The sequence below is a fragment of the Arthrobacter sp. 08Y14 genome, from assembly GCF_002929455.1.
Lineage (GTDB): Bacteria > Actinomycetota > Actinomycetes > Actinomycetales > Micrococcaceae > Arthrobacter_B > Arthrobacter_B sunyaminii.
Genome location: NZ_PJIX01000002.1, coordinates 334,489 through 359,018, shown reverse-complemented (window position 1 = coordinate 359,018; position 24,530 = coordinate 334,489). Strand labels below are relative to the sequence as shown.

General features: G+C 64.6%; 22 protein-coding genes. 8 read left to right on the top strand and 14 right to left on the bottom strand.

Annotated features, from left to right (window positions below):
• Positions 1-187: 187 nt before the first annotated feature.
• A complete protein-coding gene (locus tag CXR03_RS08240) occupies positions 188-2,362 on the bottom strand; it encodes an ABC transporter permease (protein ID WP_104103274.1) in 2,175 nt (724 codons plus the stop codon).
• Between the two features lie 160 nt (positions 2,363-2,522).
• Here CXR03_RS08240 and CXR03_RS08235 point away from each other — a divergent pair, with 160 nt between their 5' ends.
• Positions 2,523-3,185 (top strand): TetR/AcrR family transcriptional regulator, encoded by a 663-nt coding sequence (locus CXR03_RS08235; RefSeq protein WP_104103272.1) that lies wholly within the window; start codon positions 2,523-2,525, stop codon positions 3,183-3,185.
• 1 nt (position 3,186) lies between these two features.
• Here CXR03_RS08235 and CXR03_RS08230 read toward each other — a convergent pair whose 3' ends face one another.
• Positions 3,187-4,185, bottom strand: a complete 999-nt coding sequence (locus CXR03_RS08230; RefSeq protein WP_104103270.1) for an NAD(P)/FAD-dependent oxidoreductase — start codon at positions 4,183-4,185, stop codon at positions 3,187-3,189.
• Between the two features lie 115 nt (positions 4,186-4,300).
• On the opposite strand from CXR03_RS08230, the gene CXR03_RS08225 reads away from it, so the two are divergent.
• Positions 4,301-4,900, top strand: coding sequence for a helix-turn-helix domain-containing protein (locus tag CXR03_RS08225; RefSeq protein WP_104104048.1), 600 nt, complete (start codon positions 4,301-4,303; stop codon positions 4,898-4,900).
• Positions 4,901-4,940: 40 nt separating this feature from the next.
• On the opposite strand, the gene CXR03_RS08220 is transcribed toward CXR03_RS08225, so the two are convergent.
• Positions 4,941-6,356 (bottom strand): YhgE/Pip domain-containing protein, encoded by a 1,416-nt coding sequence (locus CXR03_RS08220; protein WP_104103269.1) that lies wholly within the window; start codon positions 6,354-6,356, stop codon positions 4,941-4,943.
• Positions 6,357-6,486: 130 nt separating this feature from the next.
• Positions 6,487-6,975, bottom strand: coding sequence for an NUDIX domain-containing protein (locus CXR03_RS08215; protein ID WP_104103267.1), 489 nt, complete (start codon positions 6,973-6,975; stop codon positions 6,487-6,489).
• 70 nt (positions 6,976-7,045) lie between these two features.
• Between CXR03_RS08215 and CXR03_RS08210 the strand changes: the two genes are divergently transcribed.
• The gene (locus CXR03_RS08210; RefSeq protein WP_104103266.1) at positions 7,046-7,984 is read left to right on the top strand and encodes a 5'-3' exonuclease; all 939 of its coding nucleotides are present in this window, start codon (positions 7,046-7,048) and stop codon (positions 7,982-7,984) included.
• A 29-nt stretch (positions 7,985-8,013) separates the two neighbouring features.
• On the opposite strand, the gene CXR03_RS08205 is transcribed toward CXR03_RS08210, so the two are convergent.
• From CXR03_RS08205 to CXR03_RS08195, 3 genes are read right to left on the bottom strand one after another with little or no spacing between them, the layout of a single operon-like run.
• Positions 8,014-8,916, bottom strand: coding sequence for an ATP-binding cassette domain-containing protein (locus CXR03_RS08205; RefSeq protein ID WP_104103264.1), 903 nt, complete (start codon positions 8,914-8,916; stop codon positions 8,014-8,016).
• A 15-nt stretch (positions 8,917-8,931) separates the two neighbouring features.
• Positions 8,932-9,981 carry an ABC transporter permease gene (locus CXR03_RS08200; RefSeq protein ID WP_104054491.1) on the bottom strand — a complete coding sequence of 350 codons (1,050 nt, stop codon included), beginning with the start codon at positions 9,979-9,981 and terminating at the stop codon, positions 8,932-8,934.
• Between the two features lie 57 nt (positions 9,982-10,038).
• The gene (locus CXR03_RS08195) at positions 10,039-11,034 is read right to left on the bottom strand and encodes a substrate-binding domain-containing protein (RefSeq protein ID WP_104103263.1); all 996 of its coding nucleotides are present in this window, start codon (positions 11,032-11,034) and stop codon (positions 10,039-10,041) included.
• 283 nt (positions 11,035-11,317) lie between these two features.
• Between CXR03_RS08195 and CXR03_RS08190 the strand changes: the two genes are divergently transcribed.
• Together CXR03_RS08190 and iolB are read left to right on the top strand one after the other, a co-directional pair.
• Complete coding sequence (locus CXR03_RS08190; RefSeq protein WP_104103262.1) at positions 11,318-12,058, top strand: GntR family transcriptional regulator; 741 nt, start codon at positions 11,318-11,320, stop codon at positions 12,056-12,058.
• Positions 12,059-12,085: 27 nt separating this feature from the next.
• Complete coding sequence (iolB, locus tag CXR03_RS08185) at positions 12,086-12,985, top strand: 5-deoxy-glucuronate isomerase (protein WP_104103260.1); 900 nt, start codon at positions 12,086-12,088, stop codon at positions 12,983-12,985.
• A 6-nt stretch (positions 12,986-12,991) separates the two neighbouring features.
• On the opposite strand, the gene CXR03_RS08180 is transcribed toward iolB, so the two are convergent.
• Genes CXR03_RS08180 through iolC form a run of 7 tightly spaced genes read right to left on the bottom strand, consistent with a single transcriptional unit; the run spans position 12,992 to position 21,333 of the window.
• Positions 12,992-14,491 carry a sugar porter family MFS transporter gene (locus CXR03_RS08180; protein ID WP_308470578.1) on the bottom strand — a complete coding sequence of 500 codons (1,500 nt, stop codon included), beginning with the start codon at positions 14,489-14,491 and terminating at the stop codon, positions 12,992-12,994.
• Positions 14,488-15,390 carry a sugar phosphate isomerase/epimerase family protein gene (locus CXR03_RS08175; RefSeq protein ID WP_104103258.1) on the bottom strand — a complete coding sequence of 301 codons (903 nt, stop codon included), beginning with the start codon at positions 15,388-15,390 and terminating at the stop codon, positions 14,488-14,490. The genes CXR03_RS08180 and CXR03_RS08175 overlap by 4 nt, the downstream gene beginning before the upstream one ends.
• A 57-nt stretch (positions 15,391-15,447) precedes the next feature.
• Positions 15,448-16,464: a Gfo/Idh/MocA family protein gene (locus CXR03_RS08170; RefSeq protein WP_104103256.1), complete on the bottom strand. Its 1,017-nt coding sequence runs from the start codon at positions 16,462-16,464 to the stop codon at positions 15,448-15,450.
• 58 nt (positions 16,465-16,522) lie between these two features.
• Entirely contained in the window at positions 16,523-17,437 is a 915-nt protein-coding gene (locus CXR03_RS08165; RefSeq protein WP_104103255.1) for a sugar phosphate isomerase/epimerase, read from the bottom strand.
• A complete protein-coding gene (gene iolD, locus CXR03_RS08160; RefSeq protein ID WP_104104046.1) occupies positions 17,430-19,394 on the bottom strand; it encodes a 3D-(3,5/4)-trihydroxycyclohexane-1,2-dione acylhydrolase (decyclizing) in 1,965 nt (654 codons plus the stop codon). The genes CXR03_RS08165 and iolD overlap by 8 nt, the downstream gene beginning before the upstream one ends.
• 11 nt (positions 19,395-19,405) lie before the next feature.
• Positions 19,406-20,344: a deoxyribose-phosphate aldolase gene (locus tag CXR03_RS08155; protein ID WP_104103253.1), complete on the bottom strand. Its 939-nt coding sequence runs from the start codon at positions 20,342-20,344 to the stop codon at positions 19,406-19,408.
• The gene (iolC, locus tag CXR03_RS08150; RefSeq protein WP_104103252.1) at positions 20,341-21,333 is read right to left on the bottom strand and encodes a 5-dehydro-2-deoxygluconokinase; all 993 of its coding nucleotides are present in this window, start codon (positions 21,331-21,333) and stop codon (positions 20,341-20,343) included. Before iolC ends, CXR03_RS08155 begins: the two co-directional genes overlap by 4 nt.
• 423 nt (positions 21,334-21,756) lie before the next feature.
• Between iolC and CXR03_RS08145 the strand changes: the two genes are divergently transcribed.
• Genes CXR03_RS08145 through CXR03_RS08135 form a run of 3 tightly spaced genes read left to right on the top strand, consistent with a single transcriptional unit; the run spans position 21,757 to position 24,526 of the window.
• Positions 21,757-22,983: a hypothetical protein gene (locus CXR03_RS08145; protein WP_104103250.1), complete on the top strand. Its 1,227-nt coding sequence runs from the start codon at positions 21,757-21,759 to the stop codon at positions 22,981-22,983.
• A 33-nt stretch (positions 22,984-23,016) separates the two neighbouring features.
• Positions 23,017-23,703: a DUF1326 domain-containing protein gene (locus CXR03_RS08140; RefSeq protein WP_104103248.1), complete on the top strand. Its 687-nt coding sequence runs from the start codon at positions 23,017-23,019 to the stop codon at positions 23,701-23,703.
• Positions 23,684-24,526 (top strand): DUF2182 domain-containing protein, encoded by an 843-nt coding sequence (locus CXR03_RS08135; RefSeq protein WP_181034527.1) that lies wholly within the window; start codon positions 23,684-23,686, stop codon positions 24,524-24,526. The genes CXR03_RS08140 and CXR03_RS08135 overlap by 20 nt, the downstream gene beginning before the upstream one ends.
• Positions 24,527-24,530: the final 4 nt, after the last annotated feature.

Sequence of the window (24,530 nt, the reverse complement as noted above, 5' to 3'; positions counted from 1 at the left end):
GCTGATCCGCTGATTGTGACACGCGGCACCTGCAAAGCTACGCGGCGACATCGGGAGCGCAAGGCTAGGAAGGGAGTTTCAGCTTTCTTTGAGACTGTTTATCCCGGCAACGCAAAGGGGGCCGCTGCATCAGCAGCGGCCCCCGGGTTACCGGCGCACTTGGACGGGCACCGGGAACTGCGGCGGATTACACCGCGGCAAACTCCTTCTCCGCAGCCTTGTCACCAGCCGGATCCGCCGGGGCCGGAGCCTCGTCGACCGGCCAGGCTTCGGTGCGGGGCGGCTTGATCCGGTCGATGATGATGACAACCAGCAGGGAAGCAGCACCCCATATGCCAAGGGTCAGCAGGTGGGAGGCAACTGTGTCCCCGCCGAAGTACAGGATGGAACGGATGGACTCCACTGCTGCCGGCATCGGCAGTACCTCGTGCAGGAAACGGAAGATCTCCGGCTCCATGTAGATGGACATCGCGGCCCCGGAGGCCGGAACGCCCAGGAACATCAGGATTCCAATCACCGGAAGAATGGCGAGCATCCCGATCAGGCGTTCAAAAACGGCGGTGAACATGGCAACGCAGAAAATTGCGATGGCTCCAACCGCCCACAGCTGGAAAAAGTGCCCGTCTACGGCTCCAACGAAGACGTCGACGATCACCCACAGGAATGCAGAGAAGCCTACCGCCCAACCGGCCGCGATCGGCAGGAGCTTGCGAAGCGGACGGCTGGCCGGCTGGGCGGTCGCGCCCACCACAATGATCATGAACCCGGCCATAATCCAGCCCATGGCCAGGTACATGGTGGCCATGCCCATGGAGTCCTGACCCGGCAGCGGGGCAATGTCCTCCTTGATCAGTTCCATCTGCTGGCCGGCGGACACCTGGCCAAACACCTGGCTGACCACCTGCTGCGCGCTCACGCCCGCGGCCTGGTTGGTAAAGAGGGTTGCGGCGGGGTTCTCTGCCGACGGCAGGACGTAGGCTGCGGTGATCTCACGGTCCCGGACCTGCTCACGGGCCTCATCGGCGGAATCCAGTGCCCGCAGGTCAAAGAGCCCGGACATGTTTTCTTCGAGTCCGGCAACCGCTTGTTCGGCCTGCTCAGTGGTGGCGCCGACGACGGCGACCGGCATGTCCCTGGGCGCGGGCTGGTACATGGCGCCCAGCATCATCGTGAGCATCATCGACACCATGACCAGCGGGAAGAATGCCAGGGTGACATAGCGCCAGACCCGGCTCTTCGGGCGCGGCCCGCCGTGCAGCGACGCCACATTGACGGCCGGCGGCTTGGCATCCGGCTTGCGGCGCCGCTTCAGGGCATCAAGCCCCAGAGTCAGCAGCAGGGAGGCGACGATGCCGATGACCAGCACCAGCAGGTGCCCGGCGGCGCCGTTCCCGTCAAAGTAGAGCACCGATCGAAGCGACTCACCGGTAGCGGCAGCCGGCAGGAAACTGTGCAGGAAGGGGTAGAGGGCGGGCATCGTATGCACGGACATGCTCATGTTGGACGCCGGCACCCCCAGCACCATGAGGAACAGCATGCCCACCAGCACAGCCATCGGACCGAAGATACGGGTCAGGAACAGCTGGACACTGCCGACGGCGAAGACCGACAGCCAGCAGATGCCCAGAACGGCCGCGGTGTGGCCTTCAACCACACCCATGATCGGGCCGACGACGGTCCACACCAGTGCGGCAATCAGAGCGGACCAGCCTGCGAGCAGAGGAACAAACCGGCGGAAGCGGAGGAGTTCGGGCGAGTTGGACAGTACCAGGCTCAACGGCATGTAACCGGCAAGCATCAGGGCGGTCGTCATGAACATTGCCCCCAGGCCGGCCATGTCGTTGTCCGGCAGCGGCTTGAGATCCTCGGTCTGCAGGTTCAGCCCCTGGCCGAGCACCTGCGGGGCCAGGAGCGCGGTGACGGTGCTGGATTGCGAGGCGCCGGCTGCACCGGCGGTGTACACGGTGGCCGAACCGCCGGACAGCACCACGGCACCTGAAACTTCGCGGTCCAGCACCAGCTGGCGCGCTTCCTCTGCCGATGCCGCCCTCCGAACGTCAACAGCATCCGGGGCGGCGGACTCCAATGCCCCGGTGAACGAATCCGCCTGCTGCGAGGGGCCGCTGACTGCTATGGGCATATTTTGCGGTTCCGGTGAATGCATAGCGGCCAGGTAACCGCCCACCAGCATGGACACCATCAGGAGCGGCATCATGAACATGGCGACGTAGCGCCCGATCTTTTCGGCCTTCGCACGCTTGGCGGCCGCCGCGTCAGACAGTGGGCTTTCCGGAGCTTCAGCCTCCGTCGCCGGGACGGTGTCCGGCGGGGAGTCAGCGGAGGTCGGGTGGGGATTGGTCAAGAACGTGCTCCTGTAATAGATCAACGAAGTCGGGGCGGGTACGCCGGGCCGGATGCGGCCGGACGGGTCAGTGGAACCAACTCGTCAAAATTACGCCAAGTGGCGTAAAATTGATAATCGAGGCAATATCGGCGGAACGGCATTGAAAGAGGGATCGGCCATGGGGCAGCACGGTGACAAGGCGCGCGAAGCACTGTTGGACTCAGCCGAGGAACTCTTCGCCCGCTTCGGCATAGACGCCGTCTCCAACCGGCGGATCGCCGAACATGCCGGCACCGCCAACCATTCCGCCGTCGCCTACCACTTCGGTGGCCGGGAGGAGCTCATCCGCGCCCTGGTCACCCGGCACACCGCGGACACGAGCCGCCGCCGGGCTGAACTGGCGGCCGGGCTCAATCCAAACCCTGCCCTTCCGGAGCTGCTGGCCTGCCTGATCCTGCCGTGGGTCGAGCACCTGGGGTCGCTGCCGGTGCCGAGCTGGCGGGCACGCTTCGTCTACCAGCTGCGGGCGGTACCGTCCATGCACGAGGTGCTCGCGGGATCTGTCCTTGCCAACCCCTTGACCGAGGACCTGATTGGGCGCCTGGAGGCGGCTACGGGAGGGCTGGCTCCGACCACGCGATACGGACGCTCCTGGATCCTGGGCAACATGGTGATGGGGGTATCCGCCGAGTATGAGGCACGCATCCAGGACGGGGCGGAAAAGGCCAACTGGACCGGAGTGGGGTACTTCCTCATTGACGCCTCGGCTGGCATGCTCTCCGCACCGGTAACCCATCCGGGTGACTTCCTCACCCAGCCCTCCGCGGTTTATCTGCCCTGAATCACGCCGTAGATCCGGGACGCGCGCGTGCCGCCTCGACGGCGAGCGCCGTATCCTCTGCCGCCAGGTCCCCGTTGATCGCGGCACCGGCCATCAGGCCGGCGGCGGCCGCCGCCATCACCTGCGCTGATGGTGCGGCAAGGTTGCCCGCTGCGTATACACCGGGCACCGGGGTGGCTCCGGTGAAATCCACCGGAACCGCCGTCCCGAAGACCACCTCACCCATGTACTGATTGGCCGGGACAATCCCCAGCTCCGCGAGATACCCGGCCCGGGCCTGCAGGCGGGTAAACACCACCAGGGCATCCCGGTTCACCAGCTTCCCGCCGGCCAGCCGGATACCGGCACCGGCGGCTCCCTCCACGGCAATGACTTCACCGGTAACCGTCCGGATCCCCCGTGCCGCGAGCTGCTCTGCCTGCGCAGCGTCCGGGGTTCCGGCCGTGTGGAGAAACAACACCACGTCCGCGCTCCATTGACGCCACAACAGCGCCTGGTGCATTGCCGCTGCGATATCAGTGGCCAGAATACCGATTGCTTTGTCCCGGACCTCCCAGCCGTGGCAGTACGGGCAATGCAGCACTGCCGTGCCCCAGCGTTCCTCGATTCCAGGCAGATCCGGCAGGATATCTGCCACCCCGGAAGCGGCCAGCACACGGCGGGCGTGGACCCGCTTTCCGTCAGCCAGCTGCACCAGGAATCCTCCGTCGGCGCCCCGCGTCACGGAGGTTACCCGGCCTGTTCTCACGGTTCCGCCGTAGCTGCGCACCTCATCGCGGCCCGCACTGTACAGATCCGCCGGCGCCGCACCCTCCCGGCCAAGATAATTGTGCACGTGGGCCGCCGGCGCATTGCGCGGCTCCCCCGCATCCACCACCAGCACGGACCTCCGGGCCCGCGCCAGGGCCAGCGCCCCGCTCAGTCCGGCTGCGGCACCGCCAATCACGACGACGTCGAACCGGCCGCCGCTTTCCCCGTTCCTGTCCACCGCTGTATCCATAACCGAAATCTGCCCTTCGTCCCTGCGCCGACTGTGCCGGCGCCTTGTCCTTCAAGTCTCCGGCGGGCAGCAACAGGACGGCAAACAATATTGCCGCCATGGCAAAATGAGGCACATGGACGACTCTTTGGAAACTGCCCTTGAGTGTGTCGGCGCCAGGCTCCGCTCACTGCGGACCGACAGACGCTTCACATTGGCCGGAGTATCAGCAGGCACCGGAATCTCGGTGAGCACCTTGTCCCGGCTGGAATCCGGACAGCGGCGGGCCACCCTCGAACTGCTGATGCCCCTGGCCCGGATCTACGGAGTCACCATTGACGAACTTGTCGATGCTCCGGCCACCGGGGACCCGCGGGTGCATATGCGGCCCTTCCGCCGGCACGGGGCAACCATCATTCCGTTGACGGAGCAGGCCGGAGGGATCAGGGCCTACAAATACATCCTTCCGGGCAAGGCCGCCCCGTCCCAGCCGCAGCTCAAGACGCATGAGGGCTATGAGTGGCTCTATGTGCTCAGCGGAAGGCTGAGACTGGTGCTGGGTGAGAAGGAACTGGTCCTGAGCTCCGGGGAAGCCGCCGAATTCAACACCCGTGTGCCGCATTGGATGGACAATGCCACCGGTGACAGCGTCGAGTTCCTCGCCCTCTTCGGACCGCAGGGCGAGCGCGCACATCTGCGCGCCCGCCCTGCGGGAAGCGGCCGGGACCAGAGGTGAGCCCTGTCCGGCCCTGTTTATCGCCGCCCGCGCGGCCTGCTCAGGAGGGCGACGCCGCTGCGACCATCCGTGCGCCCCGCCGGCCCAGCACCTTGTCATAGATCACCGAGAACACCAGTGCCACCACAAGGGCGATGAGAATGATGATGAGCATGCCGATGATTCCGCTTTGCACCCCGGCACCGGCATCGGCGTCGAAGTAGAGGACGGCGCGGTTGGCCATGGTCATTTGGTAGAGCGGCTCCCCGCGCGCGATGAACTGGAAGAAACCAGGCAGCGCTTCCAGCGGCACCACGCCGGTCGCCGAGGGCAGGCCCATGAACACCACGTAAAGCAGGGACAGGACCATGCCTGCGCTGCCGAACACGGCGATCAGCGCGAAGGTCACCGCGGACACCGTCACAATGGAAAGCCACGTGGTGAGGAAGAACAAGCCGCCGTGCGGTATCGGCATTCCGACGGCGGAGGCCACCCACATCATCAGTCCCGCGGTGGGGAGCGCCCCTATGACCACGATGCCCCACTTCACGAGGAAGGTGACCCAGCGGGCAGGGCGCCGCTGGGGTCCGAGGGTGAAACGGGGACCCAGCTCGATCGGCGCCACCCCCAGCCGGGCATCAAGCAGGAAGTGCAGGGCCACCGAACCGCTGACTCCCACCACCATCAACAGAACGGAGTAGAAGAACGCCCCCATCCCCAGGGCAGCACCCTCCGGCGGCGGAGAGTAGACGCTGGTGGTGACGGCAATCGGATCCGCCAGCAAATCGGCTGAGGTGCCGCCGATCTTCGGGGACACCTGCTGCTCCAGCTCGGAGGGCAGCGCCGTGCCCAGCTGCTCCAGCTCACGATCCAGTTCGGCCTGCGCCTGCGCCTGGGCTTCCTCCGCTGATTTTGTGAGCTGCTCCCCCAGCCCGCGGTTGGCCTGTTCCAGAGCAGGATCTATGGCCTCAGTGGCCAGACTGCTGGCCAGCGGTCCGGCTTGGGGATTGGTGTAGACGGTGACCGTGGGCCGGGACACCTCTTCGGCGCTGAGCGAACCGGCGACCAGGGCAGTGGCGTCCGCTGAAAACGACTCGGGAATCACCACTGTCCCGTGGATCTGTCCCTTGCGCATCTGATCCTGAGCCTCGTTCCAGGACAGCACCCGCAGCTCGATTTTGTCCGAGCTGCCAAACCCCTGCCTCATTTGGTCCGTGATATTCCGGCCCAGGTCCTCACGGCCGCCGTCCGGTGTTTCCGTTCCCTGGTCCTGGTTCACCACGGCAATGGGGAAGTGCTTCAGATGATCTCCCGGACTGCCGAGCCCGCCAATGTACAGGGCCGTGCCGGCTCCGCCGAGAATCAGGAGCACCAGCAGCGGGAGCAGCCATGTGCGGGGGGAGGCATAGAACCCGATGCCGCGTGAACGGGATTCAGGAGGATTCTGCGATTCATTGGTAACTGTGTGAGCTGGCATGGAACGCACCTCCGGAAGGCGGACTGATGCTCAGGCTGACGTTGTGGTTCAGCCCCTGCTTCTTCGAGAGTATCCGCGGCACCGGAACGGCGATACGGTCAGGCGCCGCAGTGGACCTTCCGGGGTCGGATCATCCGTGCAGCCCCTCCAGGCGCACTTTCAGTGCGTCCAGAACCTGCACCTGTCCTTTGATGATTTTGGTGCGGGCCGCGGCCTCATCGAACCAGCCGGCGACGTCGATTTCCGGGTACTCCCGGACAGTGCCCGAGCCAGGCGGCCACTCCAGCTCAAACGTGTTGCTGAGAATCCGCTCCGGGGAAAAATCCGCTTCAGCAGCGAAAACCGTAATGGTCTTCTTGGCGGACTGCCGGAAGCTGCCCAGGGATGCGTAGTCTGCAGCCGGTGCCGGCACGCCCATTTCCTCGCCGAATTCCCGCAGCCCCGCAGCAAGCGGCTCCTCACCGGGAAGATACTCGCCCTTCGGAATGGACCAGGCATGCGCATCCTTGCGCGCCCAGTACGGGCCGCCCATATGGCCAAGCCACACTTCCAGCTCACCGGTGAGGTCGTCAGCCGCCGGGGCACGGCGGTACAGCAGAATGCCTGCACTGTGGATCATGGGCTCATCCTAGGGCTTCCTCCCGCGGCCGTCCTACCGTCCCGAAGACGGTCCGTGCAAGGATCGGCGTATGAACCAGCGCCTGATGCTGCTTGACACCGCATCCTTGTACTTTCGTGCCTTCTACGGAGTGCCGGACACCATCCGGCGAAGTGACGGGACACCGGTCAACGCCGTCCGCGGCCTCCTGGATATGATCACCCGGCTCACCGCCGACTACGGGGCGACGCATTTGATTGCCTGCTGGGATGATGACTGGCGTCCGCAGTGGCGCGTGGACCTGCTGCCGACCTACAAGGCGCACCGGGTGGCCGAGACCGTTGACGATGCTCCCGACGTCGAAACCGTGCCGGATCCGCTCGAGGCGCAGATTCCCATGATCCGGCGCACGCTGGAGCTGGCCGGCGTCGCCGTCGTCGGCGCTTCCGGATATGAGGCCGACGACGTGATCGGCAGCTACGCGAGCGGCGCCGATCTGCCCGTGGACGCCGTCACCGGGGACCGGGACCTCTTTCAGGTCATTGACGACGGGCGCGGGGTTCGCGTGATCTACACGGCAAGGGGGATGAAAAACCTCGAGGTGCTGACGGAAGCCTCGATCGTGGCGAAATACCGGGTGCTGCCGCAGCAGTATGCGGACTACGCCACCCTGCGCGGAGACGCCTCGGACGGGCTGCCCGGCGTCGCCGGGATCGGGGAGAAAACAGCCGCATCCCTGCTGGGCGAGTACGGCACGCTGGACGCCCTGCTGGCTGCGGCATCAGACCCGGACAGCGGACTCTCGGCGCCGGTGCGGTCCAAGCTCGCCAAGGCGTCAGAATATCTGGAGGTTGCGCCCGACGTCGTTCGGGTGGTCCGTGACCTGGACCTGCCCAGGCTGGACGAGGCGGGTGCGGAGCTGACGCCGATTACCGGCAGCGAACGCGCCGAGCTGGAGCGCTTGGGCACGGAATGGAACCTCGGCGGATCCGTGAAGCGGCTGCTGGAGGCCTTTGACCGGTTTGCGTAACGGTACCCCTCTGGGGTGAAGGCCCGTTGCTAGGTGCGCGCCGGCCCTCTGCCAACTTCGGCTTGAACCTCCGCAACAACCTCGCGGTGGCTGCCCAGGGCCTCAAGTTCCTGGGCCAGTTCTTCGAGTTCGGCACCACCGGCCATCTGGGCGGTCAGCTGGTCCAGGGTGACGTCCTCTTTGCTGTAATAGCCGATGGAACGCCCGCGCTTCAGCAGCAGGAAGCGGTCCCCCACCGGGTAGGCATGGTGGGGATTGTGGGTAATGAAGATGACGCCGAGTCCGCGGTCACGGGCCTGCAGGATGTAACGCAGGACCACCCCGGACTGCTTGACGCCCAGGGCTGCCGTCGGTTCATCCAGGATCAGCACCTTCGCGCCGAAGTGCACGGCACGGGCAATGGCCACGCACTGGCGCTCGCCGCCGGAAAGCTGACCCACCGGCTGCTCCACGTCACGCAGGTCAATACCCATGTCCTGCAGCTCTTTCCTGGTGATCTCCTTCATCCGCGCAACGTCGAGCCTTTTGAAAGGTCCCGAGCCCGTGGTGAGTTCAGAGCCGAGAAAGAAGTTGCGCCAGATCGGCATCAGGGAAACAACAGCCAGGTCCTGGTAGACGGCGGCAATGCCCAGGTCCAGCGCAGAGCGCGGAGACATGAAGTGGCGTTCCGCCCCGAGCGCCGTGAAGGTTCCTTCATCATGCGGGTGCAGTCCGGCAATGATTTTGATCAGCGTCGATTTGCCGGCGCCGTTGTCGCCCAGCACGCAGGTGACCTTGCCGGCATCCACATCCATGGTGACATCGTGCAGCGCAATGATGTTGCCGTAGTGTTTGCCCACCTTGTCGAGCCGCAGCAGATGCTCCGGAGCCGGCAGCCCAGCCGCAGGTGCAGCGGCTGCACCGCCGTCGGCCTGGTTTTTCCTGCTGTCCATGTGTTGTCTCCGTCTCTAGCTTTGTTCGGCCCGGCGCTTGACCACCATGTTCACCATGGTGGCCAGCAGCAGCATGAGGCCCAGGAAGAACTTGAACCAGTCCGGATTCCATTCCGCGTACACAATGCCCTTGTTGGCCATGCCGAAGATAAACGCCCCGATGGCGCCGCCAATGGCAGAGCCGTAACCGCCCGTCAGCAGGCAACCGCCAATCACGGCTGCAATGATGTAGAGGAATTCGTTGCCGATGCCTTCACCGGACTGCACGGTCGAAAACGCGAACAGGTTATGCATGCCCAGGATCCAAGCGCAGAAGCCAACACCCATAAAGAGGCCGATCTTGGTCTTCACCACGGGAACACCTACGGCGCGGGCTGCGTAGTCATCACCGCCGGATGCAAAAATCCAGTTACCCATTCGGGTGCGCAGCAGGATCCACGATGCCACGGCAACCAGGGCAATCCAGATAAAGACGGTGATCCGGACCTCCACTCCGCCCAGCGTGACGGACGAGGCGAACACGGCCTTGGCGGAATCGAAACCGTCCATTGTCGAGATGGACGGTGAAGATACGCTTCCGCCGATGGCCCGGGTCAGGCCCAGATTGAGCCCGGTGAGCATGAGGAAGGTTGCGAGGGTGACGATGAAGGACGGGAGCTTGGTCTTGACCAGAATCCACCCGTTGATGAAGCCAACGGCCAGCGACACCACCAGCGCCAGCGCAACACCCACCCATACGTTCGTCGAAAAGTACCAGCTGAAAAGTGATGCCGTCAGGGCTGAGCTGATGACGGCAACACCGGTGGACAGGTCAAACTCACCGCCGATCATCAGCAGCGAGACACCCACCGCCATGATGCCGATGGTGGAGGCGCCGTACAGGACGGTGGCAATGGAACCGGGCTGCAGGAACACCGGGGCAACCACTGAGAAGAAGGCAAACAAGGCGATGGCACCCACCAGCGCCCCGATTTCCGGGCGTCCCAGCAGTTTCGCCATCCTGCTCTTGGAGGCAACCCGCTCGTCGGCGGCCGGACCGGCGGGGGTGATGGTATTAGCCGTCATGGGGTTTCACTTTCATCATGTCCGGGGCCGCAATCGTGCCCGGTCCGGACCAGCGCATCAGCGGATGCCGTCAGCGGCAAAGACCGCAACCTGTTCGGCGTTCGAGGAATCGATGATGGTGGGACCGGTGAGCACCGGCTGACCGCCTCCGAGTTCGAAGCCTCCGCGGGAGTTCTGCCAGAGCGCGTCAACCGCTCCGTAGCCCTGAAGCCAGGGCTGCTGGTCCACCGTGAAAATGATTTCCCCGTCGGCAATCCGCTTGGCGAGGTCGGGGTTGAGGTCGAAGGAGGCTACCTTGGCCTCGCTGCCGGAAGACTCCACGGATTTCAGGATGGTAAGCGTATACGGCGCACCCAGGCCGACGACGACGTCGGCATCCGCTGTTGCCTGCAGCTTGGCTGTCACGGTGGACTCGACCTGGGTCATGTCGGTTCCCTGGACATACAGGATTTCCGTGCCCGGCACCTTGGCCTTGACACCGGCGCAGCGGGCTTCGTGTCCCACGTTGCCCTGCTCATGGATCACGCAGATCGGATGAGCATACCCGTCGGACGCCAGCCGCTGCCCCACCGCTTCTCCGGCGAGCTGTTCATTGGAACCAAAGTGGGTGAAGGCGCCGAGTTCAACAGATCGGTCCTCCCCTGAGTTCAGGCTCACCACCGGAATGCCGGCGGCTTCCGCCTTCTGGAGCGCTGATGCGACGGCATCCGGCTTCGCCAAGGTGACGGCAATGCCGTCCACGCCCTGCTCCACGGCCTGCTCAATCAGCTGGGCCTGCCGGCCGCCTTCAGGATCCGAGCTGTACAGAAGCTCAACATTGTCCTTCGCCGAAGCCTCTTCAGCACCCTTGCGCACGATGTCCCAGAAGGTGTCCCCTGGACCCGCGTGGGTAATCAGGGCAATCTTGATGCGGTCAGTGCCGGCAACGGCACCTGCGTTATCACTGTCCGCTTCGGGGGTCCTCCCGCCGGAACTGGAACATCCTGCCAGGGCCAGCGCAGGAACCAGCAGCACCGATGCCGCCAGTTTGCGCAGGGAAAAATTGAGTGACATTAAAGTCTCCTTTGTCTTCACGGCCCGGCCCAGTAGCCAGCAGCCGGCAGCCGGAGGGGCGCCGCCCCGCTTCGGCACTTGGAAGTCCAATATATCGACAAGCATGACCATGTCAATCATTTGTCAGGACATATCCCCCTTACCTGAAGCGCTTGTCAGGAACCAGATTCGCGAGAATTGGTGAGCGATCCCTCCGGCGGAGTGACCGCTGTTACACTCGACAGCAAACGTTTTTGTCCTTACATGGTGCGGTGCAGCACGGGAAAACTACGGAGGTGCAGCAATGAGTCCGGAGCTCAATATTCCGATTGACCGGTCCTCCCCCGTGCCCCTGTACCACCAAGTGGTGCAGGGAATTGAAGCAGCCATCCACAGCGGCGTCCTGGAATTCGGCTCCAAGCTGGACAACGAGATTGACCTGGCCGGCAAGCTGAACCTGTCCCGGCCCACTATGCGCAAGGCAATGGACGAATTGGTCCGTGCCGGGCTGCTCGTCCGCAAGCGCGGTGTTGGCACTCAGGTGGTATCAAACCAGGTTCGCCGCCATCTGGAGTTGACCAGCCTGTTCGATGATCTGCAGGGGTCCGGACAAAAACCCGCCACCGCGGTACTCGACTTCCGGCACGGCCAGACCGCACGGGCCGTCGCAGAGACGCTGGAACTACCCAAGGGCGTGCGCACCTACCACTTCTCTCGGCTGCGCACCGTCGGCGGCAAGCCGCTGGCACTCATGGAGAACTGGGTGCGCGATGACATCACGGAAATCACCGAGGGAGCCCTCCGGGAGCAGGGCCTCTACCAGCTCCTGCGGGATGCCGGAGTGAACTTTAGGCTGGCAACCCAGCGCATCGGTGCCGCCGTTGCCGACAAACGGCAGGCGGAGCTGCTGGACATCGCCACCGGTGACGCATTGGTAACCATGGAACGCACCGCAGTGGACGATTCCGGACGCAACATCGAAACCGGACGCCACGTGTATCGTGCCGATTCCTACAGCTTCGAGATGACACTGGTTCAGCGCTAGGGGTGCACCCCCGGGAAAGAGATTCGAATGTCGGAAGCACCTTGGGTCCATCCGCTGGGTTCGGCCGCCGACGGCGGGTGGCAGGTTTCGCTGGGAGCAACAGACAGCGCCGCCAGGATTCCGGGATGGTCACACACCGGCCTAAAGGTCACGGAACTGGCGCCCGGGGAATCGGTGTCGCTGCCGGCAGCGGATGAAGAGCGGTTGGTCATCCCGCTTGTGGGAGCATTTACGGTCCTGGTTGACGGAACCGCGTATCCGCTGCGGGGCAGGAACTCGGTCTTTGCCGGCGCCACCGATGTCCTCTATTCAGGGGTCCGGACGCCGCTGACTGTCTCCTCGGACAACGGCGGCAAGGTTGCTGTGGCCCTGGCCCCGGCGCACGAGAGTTATCCGGTGCGGCTGGTCACGGCGGAGGAAACCCCGGTGGAGCTGCGGGGATCGGGAACCTGTTCACGGCAGGTCCACAACTTCGGCACCCCGGCCGCGCTGGAAGCGGACCGCTTCATTGTCTGCGAAGTCCTCACCCCTGCCGGCAACTGGTCTTCCTATCCCCCGCACAAGCATGACGAGGAGAAAGACGGGGAGACGTCCCTGGAGGAGATCTACTACTTTGAAACGCGGCCTGCTGCGGGTTCGCCGGTTCCGGAGGACGTTGACGCGGTGGGCTATGCGCGGGTGTACGCCTCTGATGACAGGCCGATCGATGTAAAGGCCGAAGTCCGCAGCGGCGATGTTGTGCTCGTCCCCTACGGCTGGCACGGCCCGGCTATGGCAGCCCCGGGATATGACCTCTACTACCTCAACATTATGGCCGGTCCCGGCCGGGTGCGGGAGTGGCTGATCAGTGACGATCCGCACCACGGCTGGATCCGGAAAACCTGGGACGGACAGCCGATGGACCCGCGGCTCCCGTTCACCTCCTGAGTACACCTACCCGACCGCCGCGGCCCGCGCCGGACCTGGCCGGCGAAGGGCTGCGGCATCCCTGGCGTGGAACTGCTCCTCCAGTTCCTCCAGTGACTTGCCGCGTGTTTCGGGCAGATACGCCTTGACGAAGAGCACGGCAAACACACCGAGTCCGGCGAACAGGAAGAACGTGCCGGAGATTCCAAGGCCCGCCGTGAGCATGGGAAAGCTGAAACCTACGGCAAAATTGACCATCCAGAGGATGAAGGCGGTGCTGCCCATCCCCAGCCCGCGGATCTTCAGCGGGAAGATCTCCGAGAGCATCAGCCATGTGACCGGTGAAATGGCACCTTGCTGGAATGCGAGGAAGGTGACGGTCAGCGCCAGGATCACGAAGCCGCGCCCGGTGCCCTCGGGCAGCAGCAGCGAAAAGAGACCGATCAGGGACAGTGCGGTAATGGTTCCAATCTGGCCGACCATCAGCATTGGGCGCCTGCCGACCCTGCCGAGCAGCCAGATCCCCGCGAAGGTTGCCAGGACGGAGATCACACCGTTGGCGATGTTTGCTGTCAGTGCGGCCTGGGTGCCGAATCCGGACTGCTTCAGGATCTCGGTCCCGTAATACATGATCGAGTTCACGCCGGTGATCTGCTGGCAGATCGCCACCCCTACGCCGATGAAGAATATGTGCCGCATCCACGGCACCCGCAAATCCTTGAAGGATCCCTTCTTCGCCTCATAGTCCTCACGCGCCAGCGCCCGGACGTCGTCAATTTCCTTCCGTGCCACCGCCGCGGTCCGGATCTTCTTGAGCACTTCGAAGGCCTCGGGGAAGCTCCCGATCGAGGCGAGCCAGCGCGGGCTCTCCGGTACCCGGAGCATCCCGATCCACAGTCCGATGGCGGGCAGGGTCGCGAGCACCAGCATCCACCGCCAGATGTGCGTCTCCTCAGCCCAGACATTGCCAAGTACCGCGTTGGTCACGAAGGCGAGCAGCTGGCCGCTGACGATCATCAGCTCGTTCCGGGTCACCATCTGTCCGCGCAGGTGGGCCGGAGCCATTTCCGCCAGGAACACCGGCACCATGGCCGAGGCTCCGCCCACTGCCAGGCCAAGAATGAAACGGAAAGCCACCATGACTGCAACGTTCGGTGCCAGCGACACTCCGATGGTTCCCAGCAGGAACACGGCGGCCAATCCCATGATCAGGCGCCGGCGGCCATAGCGGTCCCCGAGACGGCCGCCGGACAGCGCACCGAAGGCAGCACCGACAAGCAGCGAACTGGTGACCAGCCCGGTGGTCAGCGGCGTCAGGCCCAGATCGTCCTCCATGAAGGGCAGCGCTCCGTTGATGACGCCTGTGTCATAGCCAAACAGCAGGCCGCCCAGCGTACTGACCGCGGTGATGCGTTTGAGCGCCTTGTTGGGTTTCATCCCGGCGTCCGGGGACTGGCCGCGATCCCTGATGCGCCCGGGTTCCTGCTCAGGACTGATGCCCCGTTCGGGCTGGTTGGTCGCGCTCATTGCTTGTCCTCCGTCCGTTCCGGGGCATCCCCGCGTCCGCGGATCATGTCCATCATGGTGGTGAGCTGGTAGCGGGATACTTCGTGGGCGTTTTCATCTTCAGCGAAGACGCTGGAGACCATGACGGATTCCGTGCGGTCCAGGAATCCGTTGCCGGACAGGGCCTCGAAAAGCTCCTGCCAGTCCACGTCTCCGTCACCGATCTTCAGGTGCTGGTGCACCCGGACGGTATTGCCCGGCGGATTGGTGATGTAGCGCAGGCCGTGCGATGCGCGGTGGTTCATGGTGTCCGCCATATGGACAACCCGCAGCTGCTCCCCCACGGCGGCCAGAATGTCACCCGGTGCGTCCGCCAGATGAAAAGAATGAGCAGCGACAAAGACAAAACCGAGATTTGGCGAATTGACACCCCGGATCACCCGCCATGCGGCCAGGCCTTCCTCAACGAAGTCATCGGGGTGGGGATCTATGGCCACGTGGAGTCCCTCGCGCTCAAAGACCGGCACCAGCTCCTCCATGGAGCGGTAGAAAGCGGCCTCGGATTCTTCCGGTTGTTCCGGGCGTCCGCCAAATTCTGTGTTCAGCTGCACGGTGCCGAGGTCAACGGCGATCTGCACGGCCCGCTTCCAGTAGCGCACCGCACTCTCGCGGAGATTTTCGTCAGGCGAGGACCACCGCAACACCGGCAGGATCGAGGCAATCTCAACTCCTGCTTCGGCGCAGGCCTTTTTCAGGTCGGCTACCAGGGCGTCGTCAGCTTTGGGATGGGTAAAGAACGGCAGGAAATCAGGATGCGGGGTGAGCTGCAGGTATTCGTATCCCAAATCCGCGGCGAGCTGCGGAAACTCCAGCAGCGAGTGGCTGTGATGGAACGGCGTTGGGTCCAGGGCAATCTTCATTGTTCGCACTCCTCTTTCGCTGGCAACGCAGTGCACTGCACCGCACCGGCGCCGTGGTCAGCTCTGGTACAGCAGGGGCTTTTCGTGAAGCTCGACGGCAACCGTACGGCCGGTTTTCTGCGCTTCGACGCCGGCTTCGCAGCAGGCCGCCGCCGCGTATCCGTCCCAGGCGCTGGGCCCGCCGATATCCCCCTGCAGCGCAGCGTCCACCCAGGACTGGATTTCGCGGTCGTAGGCGGCGCTGAACCGCTCGGCAAACCCCGGCAGGACGGTGCCGCCCCAGCGTCCGCGGGCGCTCAGGTACGGGCCGGCGTCGTTTCCGATCCGCACTACTCCCTGCTCGAACACCGCCTGGGTGCCCACCTCGTAGCCGTACTGGGCATTGACATAGATCTCCACGTCGGCCAGCACCCCCGAGGTTGTTTCCATCAGCACCTGCTGCGGGTCACTCATGCCCGCCGGGGCGTTGCGGGTGGTCTTGCCGCTGCGCACCCGCACCGAGGTAATCTCTTCCGCGCTAAAGAACCGGACGGCGTCAAACTCGTGCACCACGGAGTCGTTGATCAGCATTTCGTTGCTGAATCCGGGCGGTGTGGCGGGGTTGCGGTGCTGGTGGTGCAGCATCAGCAGCTCGCCCAGTTCTCCGCTGCGGATCAGCTCGGCCAGATGCGCATACTCGGCGTCATAGCGGCGCATGAAGCCCACCTGGATGCGTTTGCGGCCCAGCTTCTCCTCCGCCTGCAGCACCCGCCAGGCCGACACCGAGTCCGGGGTCAGGGGTTTTTCGCAGAGGATGGGGATGTCCCGTGCGAGCGCGGCGTGCAGTGCGTCTTCATGCAGAAAGCCGGGCGTTGCGATCAGCACAGCGTCCGTGCGCGGGTCCTCCAGCGCTGCGCGGATGTCGGCCAGGGCAGCGGCACCGGGAATACCGACGGCTGCGGCGGCGGCCCGGGCAGGATCGATGTCGACGACGGCGCTTACCTCCGCCCCGTGGGTGCGCCGGGCCAGGCGCTGAATATGATCAACGCCCATGCGTCCGGCACCGATGACGGCAACGCTGAGATTCCGGCTCATAGGAGCCTCCTTAGGTGATCCTTGCGGAGCTGGTTGCGGAAGTTGGGAAAGGCGGCAGCTAGGAAACGCGCGTCCGTGAACCGCAGGAGAGCAGGTAGTTGCGGGTCCGGCGGGCGATTGGCAGGGGTACGTCCAGATTGGCCACCGGGTACATGTCCTGCTCCACGATCCCGAACAGCGGCCGGTTCAGTTCCTCGGCCGCCGCGATGACCCGGGACAGATCAGGCAGTCCCCCCGGTGGTTCACTCATGACCCCGGCCCGGTTTGCCGCTGCCCAGGTCAGGTTCTCCCGGCGGACCGTGTCCAGGACCTGCGGATCCACCTGTTTCAGGTGCAGGTAGCCGATGCGCTCCGGGTAGGTGGTCATCAGCTCCACGCTGTCCGCATCTCCGTACTGCGCATGTCCGGTGTCCAGGCACAGGGACACCAGTGCGGGATCGGTTTCCTGCAGGAAGCGTTCAATGTCCGGCTGCGCACATACGTGCGAGTCGGCGTGCGGGTGGAACTGCTGCTGCAGTCCGTAATCCTCGGCGAGCACCTTTCCCAGCCGGTTGTGGCCGAGAAACAGGTCCTGGAGCTGTTCCGGCGAAAGGTCGGAACTCTCGATCGCTTCTCCGGTTACGTCGTCGCGCCACATCGCCGGAATCACCACCATGTGCCGCCCGCCCATGGCCGCCGTGAGTTCGGCGACGCGGCGGGCCGGCTCCTCCGCTTCCTCCCACTGATCGGCGCCGCGGTGAAAGGCCGTGAAGACGGTTCCGGCGGAGACCTGCAGGCCGCGCTGCCCCAGCTCATCCGCCAGCCGGACCGGATCGGAAGGCAGGTAGCCGTACGGTCCCAGTTCGATCCACCGGTAACCGGCTTCGGCCGCTTCGTCCAGGAAACGCTGCCATGGGGTTTGCCGGGGGTCCTGGGCGAACCAGACGCCCCAGGAATCCGGTGCGGTTCCGATGGTGAGCTTGTTCTCAGTCATGTGCCGGTCCTGTCCTTGCGTCACCGATCAACGGTTTCTGTGTGGCCTTGTGCCGGAGGTAGGTGCTGCGGGCATCCCGGGTGGACTCCAGCTCGGAGGCGCCGGCTACGGGAACGTCCCACCAGGATTCGGAATCGGGAGCATCGATCAGCGGATTGGACTCGACGTGAATCAGCACCGGCCCGCTGCCCTCGGGTTCGGCCTTGGCCTTGGCGACGGCCGTCTCCAGATCGGCCACTGCATTGTCACCGGGCTCCACCCGGATGACGCGGACGCCCAGTGATTGCGCATTTGCCGCAAGATCAACGGGCAGCAAATCGCCGTCGTCGAAGGTTCGGTGCACGGGATCCAGCGTCCGGTAACGGGTGCCGAACCGCTGCGAGCCCAGCGACTCGGACAGCGCCCCGATGGAGGCGTATCCGTGGTTCTGGATCAGGACGGTAATGAGCTTGATGCCTTCGGCTACGGCGGTGACCAGTTCGGTGTGCATCATCAGGTAGGAGCCGTCACCCACCATGACGACGACGTCGCGCGGCGCCTCGCCGTTCCCGGCACGGCGTGCCTCGTCAATGGCGGCGCGTTTTACTCCCAGTCCGCCCGGGATTTCATAGCCCATGGTGGAGAAGGCATATTCCACGTGGTAGCCGAAGGGGTCGGCAATGCGCCACATTTTGTGCAGGTCGCCGGGCAGGGATCCGGCAGCGCAGACGACGACGTCGCGTGCGGCGGTAGCGCGGCGAACGGCGCCGATGATTTCGTTTTGGCTGGGCAGCGGAACATGCCGGGTGTCGAAAACCTCGTCCACAGTGGCGTTCCAGCGCTGCCTTTCCGCTGCCACCAGCTGCTCCAGGTCCGCACCAACGCGGTAACCGGACAGGGCCTCCGTCAGTCGAAGCAGCGCCTTGCGGGCATCAGCCACGATTGGCAGCGCGGTGCCCAGCTTGTACGCGTCCAGCGGTGCCACGTTGATGTTCACGAACTTCACGTCCGGATCCTGGAAAGCCGTGCGCGAGGCCGTGGTGAAGTCCTCATAGCGGGTGCCGATGCCAATGATCAGGTCCGCATCGTGTGCGACGGCGTTGGCCGCCGTCGTGCCGGTGGAACCGACGGCGCCGAGGCAATACGGCGCGTCCCAGGGCAGCGAGCCGACGCCGGCCTGGGTGTAGGCAACCGGTATGCCCGTAAGTTCGGCCAGCCGTGCCAGCTGAGCGGTGGCGAACGCGTACAGCACTCCGCCTCCCGCGATGATCAGCGGACGCCGGGCTGAGCGGATCAGCTGGGCGGCGCGGAGGATGTCATCCTCGTCGGGCTCGGGGCGGCGGATGCGCCATTCCCGCTCCGCGAGGAATTCTGCGGGCACGTCGAGTGGTTCGGCCTGGACATCCTGGGGCAGCGAAATGGTGACCGCACCGGTGTCGGCAGGATCCGTAAGGACCCGCAGACCGTTGAGGAAGGCCGAATAGAGCTGTTCCGGCCGGACCACCCGGTCAAAGTACCGGGACAGCGGGCGGAAGGCGTCATTGACGGTGATGTCGTAAGCGTCCGGACGCTCCAGCTGCTGCAGCACGGGATCCGCCGCCCGGGTGGCGAAGGTGTCTGCCGGGAGCAGCAGCACGGGCAGCCGGTTGGTGGTGGCCACGGCCGCCCCGGTGAGCATGTTGGTGGCTCCCGGCCCAATGGAGCTGGTCACGGCATAGGTGGCGCGCCGGCGTGCGTGCCGGGCGTATCCCACCGCCTGATGCACCATCGCCTGTTCATTACGCCCCTGGTAATAGGGCATCACATCCGGGTCCCGGACCTGCTCCTGTTTTAATGCCTGGCCCACCCCGGCAACGTTGCCGTGGCCAAAGATGCCGAAGATGCCGGGGATCAGGCGCTCGCGGTAGTCCACACCCCCAATGCTGTCCACAACGTACTGTTTGCCCAGGAACTCGACCACTGCCTGGGCCACCGTCATGCTGCGCGTTTTCATGGTGCAGGCACTTCCTGTTCGGGGACAAAGTTCCGGGCCGGGTGGTTGTTGAGCAGCGAGGCCGCCGCGGCCACGGCCTCGCCGACGTCACCGCTTTTGGGGTACAGCAGGGTTCGGCCTACGGTCAGGCCCTGGACGCCGGGCAGTTCCAAGGCCGCCTGCCAGCGGTTGAAGGTGTCCTGCGGGGACCCGGACGGGTCTCCGCCGAGCAGGACAGCGGGCATGGTGGTGGCTGCCAGAATCCGCTCCATCTCGGGGACCACGGGCAGCTTCAGCCAGGTGTAGGCGCTGGTGGAACCCAGTCCGGAAGCGATGGCAATAGAGGTGATGACGGCGTCGGCGGTCAGGTCGTTGCGCAGGCGCCCGTGATCCCACACGGACATGAACGGTTCCACCATCGCCACCAGGTGCCGCTCCGCGAGGGCATCGATGGTTTTCGCTGCTGATTCCAGCGTGCTGACCGTTGCCGGGTCTCCCAGGCAGATGCGGACGAGCATTTTGCCCCCGGTGGCGCCCAGCGACTGCAGCGCGGCTGCGGTGTGGCCCGTGAACCGGTCGTCGGGTTCATTGACGGAACCGGCCAGCCCGCCCCGGTTCATGGAGCCGAACAGCAGCTTCCCATCCAAAGCACCCAGTAGGAGCAGGTCATCCATGATGTCGGCAGTGGCCAGCACACCGTCCACGGCCGGATGGGCCAGGGCGGATTGCAGCCGGTCCAGAAGATCATGGCGGTCTGCCATCGCCATGGACCGCTTGCCTACGGCGAGGGCGCCGCGGGCCGGATGATCGGCTGCAACAATAAAGTTCTGTTTCCCCAGCTGTGGTCCGGGGTGGGGACGGCGTTCGGCAGCCGCGCGGCTGACGGCCCCGGGGTCCTCCAGCCGAAGGCGGGTCAGGTGCTCGTAGCGTCGCGGGTTGTCATCGAAGCCGTTCACGTGGTTGCCTCCAGAAGTTCCGGCACCATCCGGCCGCGTTCGGTCAGCAGCTCGCGAACTTCCGTGGGCGTGGGCATGGCATCCGCGCAGGAGATCCGCGACGCCACCAGCGCACCTGCTGCGTTGGCGTATTCCAGCACTACGGCCAGGGGCCACCGCGCCAGCAGCCCGTGGCACAACGCGCCGCCAAAGGCGTCTCCGGCTCCAAGCCCGTTCACCGTCTCCATCGGAACGGGCGGAGAGATCACGCACTCGGTTGGGGTCTTTGCCAAGACGCCGTCAGCCCCGAGTTTGACCACCGCTAGCGCAACACCTTCGGCCAGCAGCCTGTCAGCCTGCTCTTCGGGCGTTCCTGCTCCCACCGCCACCGAGCATTCCTTGGTATTACCCACCGCCACCGTGACGTACGGAAGGATGCGGTGGATTTCTTCTCTGGCTTCATCCTCGCCGGACCAGAACATCGGCCGGTAGTCCAGATCCAGGACCGTGTGCTGTTCCGGTCCCAGCGCCTGCCTCGGCCGGGCACGGTGGGCGGCTAAATGCGCTCCCCGACTGGATTCCTGGCTCAGGCCTGTCACCGTGGACCAAAAGATACCTGCCTGCCGGACGGCGTCCATGTCCAGCTCTTCGGCCGTGATCTGCAGATCAGGCGCCGTTGGAAACCGGCCGTAAAAATACAGGGGGAAGTCCTCCGGCGGCATGATCGCGCAAAAGGTCACGGGGGTTTGCAGCTCCGGAACGGCAGTGACATAGCTGTCGTCGACGCCGAACCTCAACAGTTCCCGGTGCAGGTATTTTCCGAACGGGTCGTCGCCGGTCCGGGTGATGACGGCGGCCCTGCGCCCGTGCCGGGCCGCAGCGACCGCAACGTTGGATGGTGATCCGCCAAGGTACTTGGCAAAGGAGGTGACATCCGCCAGATCCACCCCAATGTCCTGCGGGTAGATGTCAACGCTGATCCGTCCAATGGTGAGCACTTCGTGAGGCACTGTGTCCGCCGGCCTTTCCGCTGGGGACGGCGCGGCCGCCCTTATTGGCTAAAGCATGACCGCAGTCACATGCACATCCTGTCCCCCAAACTTTGTCCTGTCAATGTCTTCGACAGAATCGGCCGATCCAACCGCTCCCGAGGGCAGCATCACTGACTACCGGCGCAGCCACACAGGTGTTCAGGTAGGCTAGGTCAGCCCAGCGGGCGCCGTTTGTCCTGTCATACCTCGCACTGTCAGGCGCAGAGATGAAACCCAGCCAGGCTCGGCAGAAATTGATTCAGATCGATGATGACTTTGATGCCTCAAAGTACTAGCGTTTTCTACACCCGCACGCGCTTGGCGAAGCGCCGGCCCCTTGGAGACGCGCGAACCCGCAGGCGGACGGCTTCAAGTGTGTGGTCGATGTCAGGAGGGACTGACATGCTGGAGAATCCCGAACGTTTGGTTTCTGTGGGTCCCGCCAACCCGAAGACGGGCTTCCCGCTGTGGTACAAAGATGCGGCGGGAATTCGGCTTGACCAGGCGCTGTCCGCCGATGACCTCAACACTCCCGCAGTGGGGATCGATGAAAACTTCATCTCCACCCGCCCCGGCGCTCCCCCCACCCTGCCGGACGAATCCTTTTACTGGCTGGCGGAGGCCCGGATGGTCACCGGGGGCGGGGTGCGCCGCGGCCGGGCCAGGGTGGTTCTGGCGTTGGAGGCGACCTTCGGCGGCACCGGGGCAGTGGTCGACGGGCAGCAGATCGTCTTCGCCCGGATACGGATCCGTATCGATGACGGCGTGCCTTTTGGCGTGTACGAGGTCACCCATCCGTTTGGACAGTCCGGAGAACTAACGGCGGACGATCGGGGGCGGGTTTTTGTCACCGAGGACATCGGCGTGGCACCCCTGCGGTTCGACGATGCCCTGTCCGGGAACGTAGCGCCGTTCCTGAAATGGACGTCCGGCGCGGCCAAGGGACCCGGTGAACCGGATCCCCCTGCGGGGTACCTGGGTGATGGGGCTCTTGCACATACGATCACCGGCAGCCCGTTCGGAACAAACTTTGTCCGCATTACAGGCACCAACATTTCCGAAGGGAACGGACCCCGGGATCCCGCTGACCCGGGAAACCCCAACAAGGCATTTACCAATCTCTTCACCGTCCAGGGACGGCTGGCTACTGTTGTGGGAGTTGGGCTCGACCGGGCCGCCTACACCCGCGACGCGGCCGGAAATGTCGCACTGGACGTCTTTGTCGACTCGGAGCCCGGCCAGACCGTGACCGTTAGCGGGGCAGGAGTACCCGATACCGCGCTCAACGGCAACGGCGGCAGCTACTACGCCCGGGTCAATACCGGAACAACAGTGCCACCTTCGGTAACGGTCACCAATGCCGGTGATGTGCCTCCCAGCACAGTCACCGGAACCGTGACTGACGCCGTAGATGTCAGCAGTGCCAGCTACGACCCGTTGACGCAAACATTGACGGTCACCGCCGTCTCCTCCGACGCCGTTGCCGCGCCGGTCCTCACCGTTTCGGGTGACGACTTGACCGACAACCCTCCGGGGCCCATCCCCGGCATCACCGCTCCCCCTGCCACCGTGACCGTTTCCTCCGCCCTCGGCGGATCGACCAGTCGGGCCGTGACCGGTGTGAACTGACGCTATTCAGCCTTTTCTGAACCGAGGCAAGTCATGAGCTATACGCTTTTCGGCACCTTCATTGAGGCCTGCGACTGTACGGTGATCTGTCCGTGCTGGGTTGACGATGATCCGGTCGGTGGCCACTGCACCGGACTTATTGCCTGGGACATCGACGGCGGGAAACTCAATGGAATCGACATTGCCGGCCGCCGGATCGTCAGTGTCTCCAGCCACTCGGGTAACCGCCGTGCCAGCACCAACACCACCAGCATGCTGTATATCGATCACGAAGCCAGCGAGAGTCAGTTCCGGGAGCTGACTGAGGTCTTCAGCGGGCGGATCGGCGGACCACTGAAGGGACTGGCTGCGGTCAGCGGAGTGGTCCTTGGAAGCGAACGGGCCACTATTTCCGTAGACCCGGCCGACGACGGGCGTTGGCAGGTGCTCGTCCACACCGGCAACCCGGACGTTCCGGTGATCCTGGCTACCGGTGAACCGAAAATGTTCGACGAAGGGCCAGACCCGCTAACCCTGCAACACACTGCCCTCGATAAAGAGCTCGGAGTTCCTGCCGGGCAACCCGCCGTCACCGCCCAGCAGGGACACAGCTTCGCTGTCAACGTGGGTGCGCTGCCTGCGGGCACCTTGACCGTGGAAGGCCGCTCCGGGATGCGGGGGTCTTTCTTCTATACCTTCAATGATTCAGGCAGTGACTCCGATGACGAATCTCGCGGGTAGTCTCAGCCGCCCTCCGCGCAGAATCACTGAACGGACGCTAACCCTGACGATCCTGGCCCTGGCTGCCGCCGCCTGGGTCACCATTGCCTTCACGCACGGCACCTCACTGGATCACCACGCACTGGGTGCCCTCCTGCCTGACGGGGCCGGCCACGATCCTGCAGGCCATGGGACCCACACCGGTGGGTCCCAGCTGTATTCGGTGATGCTGCTGGTGCTCAGCGGCTGGTTCCTGATGATCCTGGCCATGATGCTGCCTCCGGCACTCCCCCTGGTGCAGACAATGCGAAACCTTACGGCTCAGCAACGCCAAGGCCTGTCGCTCCTGATTCTCGGGGTCGTAGCGTTCGTTGCCGTTTGGGTGGCCGTTGGTGCGCTCATGCTCGGCGGAGACGCTGCGTTGCATGCCGTAGTCCAGCAGCAATCCTGGGCAGATCAGGCGGCTCCGTTCATTACCGGCGGTGTGCTTGTTGCCGCGGGCCTCTATCAGTTCTCCCCCCTGAAGCAGGCCTGCCTCCGTGCGTGCAGAAGTCCCCGCAGTTTCGCCCTTGCGCATTGGAGCGGCCGCCGGAGTCCAGCTGTGGAAATGATCACGCTCAGCAGCTCTTATGCAGTGTCCTGCGTTGGCTGTTGCTGGGCCCTGATGGCAGTTTCTCTGGCGGTCGGCGCAGCGGCTTTGCCAGTCATGGTGATGCTGACGGTCGTCATGGCCGCTGAACGCCTTGTCTCCTGGGGCCGGCGGCTGGTTATCCCGGCGGGATTCGCCCTGCTCCTGTTTGGGGTGCTGGTTGCACTCCGGGCACTGCCGGTTGCCACTACTTGACCTT

Excerpts from the sequence above, each read along its gene's own strand:
- CXR03_RS08190 (WP_104103262.1), top strand. The coding sequence starts at position 11,318 with ATGAGTCCGGAGCTCAATATTCCGATTGACCGGTCCTCCCCCGTGCCC.
- CXR03_RS08215 (WP_104103267.1), bottom strand. The coding sequence starts at position 6,975 with ATGATCCACAGTGCAGGCATTCTGCTGTACCGCCGTGCCCCGGCGGCT.
- CXR03_RS08145 (WP_104103250.1), top strand. The coding sequence starts at position 21,757 with ATGCTGGAGAATCCCGAACGTTTGGTTTCTGTGGGTCCCGCCAACCCG.
- CXR03_RS08170 (WP_104103256.1), bottom strand. The coding sequence starts at position 16,464 with ATGAGCCGGAATCTCAGCGTTGCCGTCATCGGTGCCGGACGCATGGGC.
- CXR03_RS08235 (WP_104103272.1), top strand. The coding sequence starts at position 2,523 with ATGGGGCAGCACGGTGACAAGGCGCGCGAAGCACTGTTGGACTCAGCC.
- CXR03_RS08200 (WP_104054491.1), bottom strand. The coding sequence starts at position 9,981 with ATGACGGCTAATACCATCACCCCCGCCGGTCCGGCCGCCGACGAGCGG.
- CXR03_RS08205 (WP_104103264.1), bottom strand. The coding sequence starts at position 8,916 with ATGGACAGCAGGAAAAACCAGGCCGACGGCGGTGCAGCCGCTGCACCT.
- CXR03_RS08230 (WP_104103270.1), bottom strand. The coding sequence starts at position 4,185 with ATGGATACAGCGGTGGACAGGAACGGGGAAAGCGGCGGCCGGTTCGAC.
- CXR03_RS08140 (WP_104103248.1), top strand. The coding sequence starts at position 23,017 with ATGAGCTATACGCTTTTCGGCACCTTCATTGAGGCCTGCGACTGTACG.
- CXR03_RS08220 (WP_104103269.1), bottom strand. The coding sequence starts at position 6,356 with ATGCCAGCTCACACAGTTACCAATGAATCGCAGAATCCTCCTGAATCC.
- CXR03_RS08180 (WP_308470578.1), bottom strand. The coding sequence starts at position 14,491 with ATGAGCGCGACCAACCAGCCCGAACGGGGCATCAGTCCTGAGCAGGAA.
- CXR03_RS08175 (WP_104103258.1), bottom strand. The coding sequence starts at position 15,390 with ATGAAGATTGCCCTGGACCCAACGCCGTTCCATCACAGCCACTCGCTG.
- CXR03_RS08225 (WP_104104048.1), top strand. The coding sequence starts at position 4,301 with ATGGACGACTCTTTGGAAACTGCCCTTGAGTGTGTCGGCGCCAGGCTC.
- CXR03_RS08135 (WP_181034527.1), top strand. The coding sequence starts at position 23,684 with ATGACGAATCTCGCGGGTAGTCTCAGCCGCCCTCCGCGCAGAATCACT.
- CXR03_RS08195 (WP_104103263.1), bottom strand. The coding sequence starts at position 11,034 with ATGTCACTCAATTTTTCCCTGCGCAAACTGGCGGCATCGGTGCTGCTG.
- CXR03_RS08210 (WP_104103266.1), top strand. The coding sequence starts at position 7,046 with ATGAACCAGCGCCTGATGCTGCTTGACACCGCATCCTTGTACTTTCGT.
- iolB (WP_104103260.1), top strand. The coding sequence starts at position 12,086 with ATGTCGGAAGCACCTTGGGTCCATCCGCTGGGTTCGGCCGCCGACGGC.
- CXR03_RS08165 (WP_104103255.1), bottom strand. The coding sequence starts at position 17,437 with ATGACTGAGAACAAGCTCACCATCGGAACCGCACCGGATTCCTGGGGC.
- iolD (WP_104104046.1), bottom strand. The coding sequence starts at position 19,394 with ATGACGGTGGCCCAGGCAGTGGTCGAGTTCCTGGGCAAACAGTACGTT.